The sequence below is a fragment of the Flavobacterium sp. genome (assembly GCF_044338735.1).
Classification (GTDB): domain Bacteria; phylum Bacteroidota; class Bacteroidia; order Flavobacteriales; family Flavobacteriaceae; genus Flavobacterium.
In genome coordinates this window covers 1-9,749 of the sequence record NZ_JBIIWV010000080.1, presented here as the reverse complement: position 1 = coordinate 9,749, position 9,749 = coordinate 1, and the positions used below count along the sequence as shown (strand labels likewise).

Here is a 9,749-nt window from a genome sequence, read left to right as displayed (position 1 = left end):
ATAAAACTTTCTTATCACTCTTACCATATTCATAAACCACAATTTCTTTATTAATGGCAGGAACTTGCATAATATGTTGTGTACTATTTTGATCCATTGCCAATTCTCTTTTTGGCATTTTATGGCGAATAGGAGTCGTAAATAATTTTGCAGCATATAAAGTGGCTAATTTCTTAGAAAAAGCTTCTAAAAATTGCGCAATTACAATAATTATTTTAGGGATTTTTTGGCTTGGAACCACTTTGTTTATATTTTTTGACATGCTCATTATTTTTATGCAAATTACAATAATTTAAGGTGAATATTCTTTTTTTTAGTTTAAAAATGAAATAAAAAGTAAAATAAATAATTTCAGAAAATATAAAATTACAATCAGAAAAAATATAATAAAATGACTAAATTTGTAATAAAATTAAACAACAGCCTTATGAGAAATAACCTGAAATTTTTGCTTCTTTTTGTATTGATTATTTCGTGTGCTAAAAATCCGTTTACCGGAAAAAACACAATGGCTTTTGTACCAAATAGTCAAATTTTTCCTTCTGCTTTTCAGCAATACAATCAATTCTTATCAGAAAATAAAGTTATTAATGGAACTACAGATGCTAAACGAATAGAAACCATTGGTTCGAAAATAAAAACTGCTGCAGAGCGTTATTTAACAGCCAACGGCAAACCAGACTATTTAAAAGACTACCAATGGGAATATAAGTTGGTAGAAAGTAAAGAACTTAATGCGTGGTGTATGCCTGGTGGTAAAATTGTTTTTTATACCGGAATTTTACCCGTTTGTAAAGACGATGCTGGTATTGCTGCTGTAATGGGGCATGAAGTAGCACATGCTCTAGCAAATCACGGACAACAACGAATGAGCGCTGGTTTATTGCAACAATTAGGCGCTGTTGGCGCTGCTGTAGCTGCTGAAAAATACACTCCAAAATACCAAAACGAAGCCATGCAAGCTTATGGTGCAGGTTCGCAAGTGTTAGGAGTATTGCCATTTAGTAGAAGTCACGAGAGTGAAGCCGACATGATTGGATTAACGCTAATGGCTATTGCAGGTTATGACCCAATTAATGCAGTAAAAGTTTGGGAACGCATGTCTGAACTTTCGAAAGGAAAAACACCTTCCGAATTTTTTAGTACGCACCCAAGTAACGAAACGCGTATAAAAGAATTAACAGTCTTAATACCTCAGGCTAAAGCCGAAGCTGCAAAATTCGGTGTGACTTTTAAATAACTAAATAAAATGCTATATTTGAATCCCAACTTAACACGCTGGAATTTTTTAATATATGAAAAATTTAGAAAAGGGAACTCCCAAATTAATGCATGCTTGGGCTTTTTACGATTGGGCAAATTCGGTGTATACTTTAGTAATTGCTTCAACCATTTTTCCTATTTATTATGGTGCTTTATTCAGACAAAAAGGAATAGAAGAAATTCAACTTGCTGGATTCACAATTCAAAGTGATGCTCTAATTCCTTATGTTACCGCTATTGGATTTTTAATTATAGCAGTTATTTCACCACTTCTTTCTGGTATAGCCGATTATTTAGGAAATAAAAAATTCTTCCTAAAGTTTTTTTGTTACCTCGGTTCAATTTCCTGCATGAGTTTGTACTTTTTTTCATTAGAACATATAGTTGTAAGTCTGTTAATTTATTTACTGGCATTAATAGGTTTTTGGGGAAGTTTAGTCTTTTATAATTCGTATTTACCAGATATTGCACCTAAAGAAGAACAAGACCGTATCAGTGCAAAAGGGTTTAGTTTAGGCTATATAGGAAGCGTTATTTTGCTGCTTATTTGTTTAGCGATGGTTCTTTTGGTTGATGAAAGTAAAGCCATTCAAATGATGCGCTATTCTTTTGTATTAGTAGGAATTTGGTGGATTGGCTTTAGTCAATATACTTACTATTATTTACCAAATAACAGAAACGACAAGAAATTACACTTTAATATTATCTTTAATGGCTTTAAAGAATTAAATAAAGTTTGGCAACAAATCAAACATATCGTAGCGCTTAGACGTTATTTAGGTGCTTTTTTCGTTTACAGTATGGCCGTTCAAACTATAATGATCGTTGCGGCCTATTTTGGAGAAAAAGAAGTAAATTGGGGAAGTGATACTAAGCGAACAATTGGCTTAATCGTAAGTATTTTAGTCATTCAATTAGTAGCTGTCTTTGGTGCCTGGGTTACTTCAAAATTAGTTTCAAAACATGGAAACATAAAGATTTTAATAGTGTTAAATTTTTTGTGGATTTGCATATGTACGTATGCCTATTTTGTAATTACACCCAATGATTTTTACATAGCTGCATTTTGTGTAGGATTAGTTATGGGAGGGATTCAGTCGTTATCGCGCTCTACTTATTCTAAGTTGATTCCAACAGATACAAAAGACACTACCTCTTTTTTTAGTTTTTATGACGTTGCCGAAAAAATAGGCATCGTTATAGGGATGTTAACGTATGGATATATTGCTGACATTACGGGTCGTATTCAAAACGCTATTTTATTTTTAATTTTATTTTTCATTGTAGGATTACTTTTACTCTTTAGAGTGCCAAAAAATAAAATTTAGTTTTATATTTGAAAACTTAATCTATTAATTTATGAAATCACTTAAACCCATCGCATTCTTTTTTTTAACTGCAATTTCTTTTGTTTTAAATTCCTGCAGTAACGAGCCCATAGATCCTGCTATTGATCCAAGCGCTAACAATGGTAGTTCTTCTGGTATTTATAAATGGAGTTTCAAATTAGATGGGGTTTTGTATGAATGGTCAGGAAATCTTCAAGATGGTGGGACAGGTGGAGGAAATTATACTGTAATTAACAATAAAGGGATGTTGAATTTATCATTATTAGAAAATTCTTCACCAGTATTAGCAATTATTATTCAGTTTCCCAACGCTTCAACGGGTAACTTTACTTTTAATGCTTCAAATCCTGCTACTGAAGGATTTACTTATTTAAAGTATAATCCTAATTTCGCAGCCGATACTTATATGTCTTCTTTTGGAGGAACTATGAATGTTAGTATAACTTCAATTTCTACAAATACTTTAGCTACTAATCCAACTAATCCAGGAAAAGTAATAGGAACTTTTTCTGGAACCATAAAAAAAGGAGGAAGTCAAACTTTATATGCAATTTCTGAAGGTTCATTTGAAGTTATTAGAACCCAATAATATTCATAAAATAATTTAATTATCCCGAATTATGTTCGGGATTTTTTATGGCACACATCTTGAAATAACTTCGTAAGATTGGTTATGTTTTTATTTTTTATTAATTTGATATTCAATACAATACAATTTAAAACCATAGCTTTCTTTTAAAATTTTATAATTATTTACTGACAAAAAGACCCTTTTATAAATATGCCACATCACAAAATACTAGCACTTGACAATTTGTCACTTCAAGAAATGGATCCCGATTCGGAATTGATTCCACTAATGACTCCCGAAGACGAGGAGGAAATGAATAATGAAGCGTTACCATCAGATATTGCAATTCTTCCGTTACGAAATATGGTTTTGTTCCCAGGTGTTGTAATTCCTATTACCGCCGGAAGAGATAAGTCGATCAAATTAATCAACGATGCCAATGCTAAAGGTAAAATCATTGGAGTAGTAGCACAAAAAGATGAAAATGTAGAAGAGCCAACGACAAATGATATCCATCACATTGGTACGGTTGCCCGAATTATGCGGGTGTTAAAAATGCCCGATGGTAATATTACAGTAATTCTTCAGGGAAAAAAACGTTTCGAAATTGAAGCTTTTACGCAAGAAGAACCTTATTTTAGAGCTACCATTAAAGAAGTTTCAGAGGAACGTCCTGATGCTAAAAATGTTGAATTCAAAGCGATTATCGAGTCGATTAAAGAGCTAGCAATTCAAATTATTAAGGAAAGTCCAAGCATTCCTACCGAAGCTACTTTTGCAATTAAGAATATAGAAAGCAATCCGTTTTTAATCAATTTTGTGTCTTCAAACATGAATCTTTCAGTTGATGAAAAACAACAATTGCTGTCAATTAAAAATCTAAAAGACAGAGCATTAGAAACACTTCGTTTTATGAATTTAGAGCTTCAAAAATTAGAAGTTCGAAATGACATTCAATCTAAAGTTCGTTTCGATTTAGACCAACAACAACGCGAGTATTTCTTGCAGCAACAAATGAAAACCATTCAGGAAGAACTAGGTGGTGTTTCTTATGAAGCCGAAATTGAAGAAATGCGCGCTAAAGGTTTGCTTAAGAAATGGGATGATAAAACGGCAAAACATTTTGAAAAGGAATTGTCTAAATTACAGCGTACGAATCCAAACTCGCCTGATTTTGGTATTCAACGTAACTATATTGAACTATTTTTAGAATTACCTTGGAATGAATTTACGAAAGATAATTTCGATTTAAAACGTGCACAGAAAATTCTCGATAGAGACCATTATGGATTAGAAGAAGTAAAGAAACGCATCATCGAACATTTAGCCGTTTTAAAGTTGCGAAACGATATGAAATCGCCTATTCTGTGTTTATACGGACCTCCAGGTGTGGGAAAAACTTCCATTGGAAAATCGGTTGCCGAGGCTTTGGGTAGAGAATATATTCGTATGTCATTGGGTGGATTACGTGATGAAGCGGAAATTCGTGGTCATCGTAAAACCTATATTGGCGCAATGCCGGGGCGTATTTTGCAAAACATTAAGAAAGCTAAAACATCAAATCCGGTGTTTGTTTTGGATGAAATTGATAAATTATCGTTGAGTCATAATGGCGATCCTTCTTCGGCCTTGTTAGAAGTGCTAGATCCAGAACAAAATATTGAATTTCATGATAATTTCTTAGAATTGGGTTATGATTTATCTAAAGTAATGTTCATCGCTACTTCAAATACCTTGTCTACCATTCAACCTGCCTTACGCGATCGTATGGAAATCATTGAAATGACGGGTTATACTATTGAAGAAAAAATTGAAATAGCTAAAAATCATTTGTTGCCAAAGCAATTAAAAGAACACGGTTTAACGGCAAAAGATTTGCAAATTGGTAAAAAACAATTGGAGAAAATTGCGGTTGGATATACTAGAGAATCGGGTGTTCGAGGTTTAGAGAAAAAAATTGCTCAAGTCGTGCGTCATGCAGCAAAATCAATTGCTATGGACGAAACTTATAATATAAAAGTATCAGATGAAGATTTGTTAGCCGTATTAAAATCGCCTCGTATGGAGCGTGATAAATATGAAAATAATGAAGTAGCGGGTGTGGTTACAGGTTTAGCCTGGACATCGGTTGGTGGTGATATTTTATTCATAGAATCATTAATTTCCAAAGGAAAAGGTACCATGACCATGACTGGAAATTTGGGTACGGTAATGAAAGAATCGGTGACTATCGCTTTAGAATATATTCGTTCTAATGCTGAATTGTTAGGCATTGATCCTGAAGTATTAAATCAGTACAATATTCACATTCACGTGCCAGAAGGAGCCACTCCAAAAGACGGACCAAGTGCTGGCATTGCTATGTTAACCTCAATGGTATCTTCTTTTACCCAAAATCGAATTAAGAAAAGCATTGCCATGACGGGCGAAATTACGCTTCGTGGAAAAGTGCTGCCAGTAGGCGGAATTAAAGAAAAAATCTTAGCCGCAAAACGTGCCAATATAAAAGAAATCATCTTGTGTAAAGATAATAAACGTGATATCGAAGAAATTAAACCCAATTATATTGAGGGTTTAACCTTTCATTACGTTGATAAAATGAGCGAAGTTTTGGACATTGCCATCACTTCTCAGAAGGTAAAAAACGCAAAAGAATTATCTACTAAAAAGTAAGTTAAGTCAATAAAATAGGAACTCTCAACAATTAAGTATTGAGGGTTCTTTTTTTGTTTCCTAATCAATATAATTTTATCTTCGCAAATGCGTTATCATTAAGTTAACAACAGAAAATGCAATTAAAAACGATATTATTTTTCTTAGGATTCCTTTCGACTTGTAGCTATAGTCAAATAGGAGGTAAGTATGTGTATCAGTTTTTAAATTTAGCACAATCGCCTCGTCAAGCAGCTTTGGGCGGAAAAACAGTAACCGTTGTAGATTATGATGTCAATCAGGCGTTTTATAATCCGGCAACGATTAATGAAAAAATGAGCAATCGCTTATCAACAAATTATGGCAATTATTACGGTGAAGTAACCTATGGAACTGCTGCTTATGCCTATACGTATGATCAGCACGTCCAAACATTTCACGCCGGCATCAGTTATATCAATTATGGTACTTTTGAAGGAAGAGATGAACTAGGAAATCTTACCAATGATTTTACAGGGAGTGAAGCCGCTTTGTCTATGGGCTATGCTTACAATATTCCTTGGACTGAGGTATATGTGGGAGCCAACGCCAAATTGATTTCGTCTACTTTAGAAACTTACAATTCTTGGGGCGCAGCAGTAGATTTAGGACTTTTGTATGTTGATACTAAAAACGATATCAATTATGGATTAGCGATTCGTAACTTAGGCGCACAAATTACGCCTTATGCCGAAACACGTGAAAAACTTCCGCTTTCAATTGATGCTGGTGTTTCGCAGTTGTTAGAAAATGTACCGATTCGATGGCACCTGACGATTGAGAATTTACAGCAATGGAATATTGCATTTTCCAATCCAAATAGAGCAGAAACAGGATTAGACGGAACAGTAAATGAAGAGAAAGTTTCGTTTTTTAATAACGCACTTCGGCATGTTATTTTGGGTGCCGAATTATTTCCAGAGAAAGGATTTAACATTCGGTTAGGTTATAATTTCAGAAGAAGTGCAGAATTGAGTATTATTGAACAACGTCACTTTTCGGGTATTTCGTTAGGTTTCGGAATTCGATTTGGGAAAGTAAAACTAGATTATTCCTATTCTCGATATACCGTGGCTGCCAATTCTAGTTTGTTTGGTGTGATGATTGATTTGAATTAGAAAAGAGTGAAAAGAGATTAGTAAATAGCTTATATCACTTATATGTTTAAAAAAGTTGTAAATTTATAATATAATACTTAGCGTCTTCGTGGCAGAACATATGAAAAAAATTACCATTGCAATCGACGGTTTTTCGTCAACCGGAAAAAGTACCTTAGCAAAGCAATTGGCAGCAGCATTAGGTTACGTTTATGTAGATACAGGAGCCATGTATCGGGCGGTAGCTTATTATGCCATGCAACACAATTTGGTTTCCGAAACGCATATAGATAAGGCTGGTTTGATAGCTGAATTACCAAATATCAATTTACGCTTTCAATTCAATCCAACGTTAGGATTTGCTGAAATGTATTTGAACAACGAAAAAGTAGAAAACCAAATTAGAACCATCGAAGTTTCCCGAATGGTGAGCAAAGTTGCTGAAATCTCAGAAGTGCGAGCCAAATTAGTAGAACAACAACAAGAAATGGGCAAAGACAAAGGCATTGTAATGGATGGAAGAGATATAGGAACCGTCGTTTTTCCGGAAGCCGAATTGAAATTATTCATGACAGCAAGTGCCGCTACTAGAGCACAACGTAGATACGATGAATTGGTAACAAAAGGACAATCTATTACTTTTGATGAGGTGTTGCAAAACGTTGAAGAGCGCGACTATATTGATTCGCACAGAGAGGATTCGCCACTGGTAAAAGCAGCAGATGCTATTGAAATTGACAATTCAGCAATGAGCAAAACCGAACAATTTGAATTGGTTTTGAAGTTGGTGAAAAATAAATAGTATAAAAAAATCCGATCTGCAATTGCAAATCGGATATATTCTATTTTCTAAAATCTATTTTCTTTATTCTAAAGACTATAAGTGAATCACTTCACCATATGCATCAGCAACGGCTTCCATAACCGCTTCACTCATCGTTGGGTGCGGATGAACTGTTTTTAATATTTCGTGTCCAGTAGTTTCTAATTTACGCGCTATAACTGCTTCAGCAATCATATCGGTAACGCCAGCACCAATCATGTGACAACCTAACCATTCTCCGTATTTTGCATCAAAAATTACTTTTACAAACCCGTCAGTAGTTCCTGCAGCAGTTGCTTTTCCAGAAGCTGAGAATGGGAATTTACCAATCTTTAATTCGTATCCTTTTTCTTTCGCTTGTTTTTCAGTCATACCCACCGATGCAATTTCTGGAGTTGCATAAGTACAACCAGGGATATTTCCATAGTCTAATGCTTCAACATGTAAACCGGCAATTTTTTCAACACATAAAATTCCTTCTGCCGAAGCTACATGTGCTAACGCTTGTCCTGGTGTTACATCACCAATAGCGTAATAACCAGGAACGTTTGTTTGGTAATAGGCATTTACTAAAATTTTATCTCTATCGGTAGCAATTCCGGTTTCTTCTAATCCGATGTTTTCAATGTTGGTTTTAATTCCCACTGCTGATAATAAGATATCGGCTTCTAAAACTTCTTCCCCTTTTGCGGTTTTAACGAAGGCTTTAACACCTTTTCCAGAAGTATCAATTCTTTCCACAGAGGCATTGGTCATAATGGTAACACCCGCTTTTTTCATAGAGCGTTCCATTTGTTTTGAGATGTCTTCATCTTCTACCGGAACAATGTTCGGCATGAATTCTACTATTGTAACTTCTGTTCCCATGGCATTATAAAAATGTGCAAATTCAACTCCAATAGCTCCCGAACCTACCACAATCATTTTCTTTGGTTGTTCTGTTAAGGTCATTGCTAGGCGGTAACCAATTACTTTTTTACCATCTTGAGGCAAGTTAGGCAATTCGCGAGAACGTGCTCCTGTAGCAATGATAATATGATCTGCTGAATATTCGGTTACTTTACCGTCGGCTGCGGTTACGTCTATTTTTTTTCCTGGTTTTATTTTACCAAAACCATCAATAATATCAATTTTATTTTTCTTCATTAAAAACTGAACGCCTTTACTCATTCCATCGGCAACATCACGAGAACGTTTTACTACCGCGTTGAAATCTTTATCAAAGTCTTTAACGGTTAATCCATAATCTGAAGCATGTTTTAGGTAATCAAAAACTTGAGCTGATTTTAATAAAGCTTTCGTTGGGATACAACCCCAATTCAAACAAATGCCACCCAATTTTTCTTTTTCAATTACAGCTACCTTGAAGCCTAATTGCGATGCTCTAATAGCAGTTACATAACCACCAGGACCACTTCCTAAAACAATTATATCGTATTTCATTAGTATAAAATTTTTCAGTTTATTTATAAGATGCGAATTTAAGGAATTATTTTTTATGTTGTAACGCAAAGTTCGCAAAGTTTTACGCAAAGAAACGCAAAGGGAATCTGCGATTATTTTAACCACAAAGAACACAAGGAAAGCACAAGGAACACAAAAGTTGAATCCGAGTTATACGTGTTTTAATGTCGAGGCAACATTTTGCGGCTTAGCGTCTTTGCGAGAATTAACTCAAAAGATGCTTAACGGCGTGATAAACTGCGACTGAGACTGAATACTGCGACTAAAAAAACTACTAAACTTCCACAGCAAATTGAGAATCGTATAGTTTTCGATAAAAGCCTTCCGGATAGGCTAATAATTCTTGATGCGTGCCTTGTTCCACAATTTGGCCTTTGTCCATGACAATAATTTTACTAGCATTAACAATGGTTGCTAAACGGTGTGCAATCACAATCGAAGTTCTATCTTTGGTAATGGTTTCGGTTGCTTTTTGTATTAATTCTTCCGAA

General features: G+C 34.6%; 7 protein-coding genes and 2 pseudogenes. 6 read left to right on the top strand and 3 right to left on the bottom strand.

The window, feature by feature from the left end:
• Nucleotides 1-262: pseudogene (locus tag ACIQZC_RS06590) on the bottom strand (alpha/beta hydrolase); the annotation flags it as partial.
• Between the two features lie 165 nt (nt 263-427).
• Here ACIQZC_RS06590 and ACIQZC_RS06585 point away from each other — a divergent pair.
• The 6 genes from ACIQZC_RS06585 to cmk all read left to right on the top strand — a co-directional run bounded on the left by ACIQZC_RS06585 (nt 428) and on the right by cmk (nt 7,773).
• Nucleotides 428-1,240 (top strand): M48 family metallopeptidase, encoded by an 813-nt coding sequence (locus ACIQZC_RS06585; protein ID WP_396138442.1) that lies wholly within the window; start codon nt 428-430, stop codon nt 1,238-1,240.
• A gap of 55 nt (nt 1,241-1,295) precedes the next feature.
• Complete coding sequence (locus ACIQZC_RS06580) at nt 1,296-2,591, top strand: MFS transporter (protein ID WP_396138441.1); 1,296 nt, start codon at nt 1,296-1,298, stop codon at nt 2,589-2,591.
• A 31-nt stretch (nt 2,592-2,622) separates the two neighbouring features.
• A complete protein-coding gene (locus tag ACIQZC_RS06575; protein ID WP_396138440.1) occupies nt 2,623-3,201 on the top strand; it encodes a hypothetical protein in 579 nt (192 codons plus the stop codon).
• Nucleotides 3,202-3,393: 192 nt separating this feature from the next.
• Nucleotides 3,394-5,856, top strand: coding sequence for an endopeptidase La (gene lon, locus ACIQZC_RS06570; RefSeq protein WP_396138439.1), 2,463 nt, complete (start codon nt 3,394-3,396; stop codon nt 5,854-5,856).
• 116 nt (nt 5,857-5,972) lie between these two features.
• Nucleotides 5,973-6,992, top strand: a complete 1,020-nt coding sequence (gene porQ, locus ACIQZC_RS06565) for a type IX secretion system protein PorQ (protein ID WP_396138438.1) — start codon at nt 5,973-5,975, stop codon at nt 6,990-6,992.
• A gap of 100 nt (nt 6,993-7,092) precedes the next feature.
• Nucleotides 7,093-7,773 (top strand): (d)CMP kinase, encoded by a 681-nt coding sequence (gene cmk, locus ACIQZC_RS06560; RefSeq protein ID WP_396138437.1) that lies wholly within the window; start codon nt 7,093-7,095, stop codon nt 7,771-7,773.
• Nucleotides 7,774-7,848: 75 nt separating this feature from the next.
• On the opposite strand, the gene lpdA is transcribed toward cmk, so the two are convergent.
• Complete coding sequence (gene lpdA, locus ACIQZC_RS06555; protein WP_396138436.1) at nt 7,849-9,237, bottom strand: dihydrolipoyl dehydrogenase; 1,389 nt, start codon at nt 9,235-9,237, stop codon at nt 7,849-7,851.
• Between the two features lie 295 nt (nt 9,238-9,532).
• A pseudogene (locus ACIQZC_RS06550) lies at nt 9,533-9,749 on the bottom strand (ABC transporter ATP-binding protein); the annotation flags it as partial.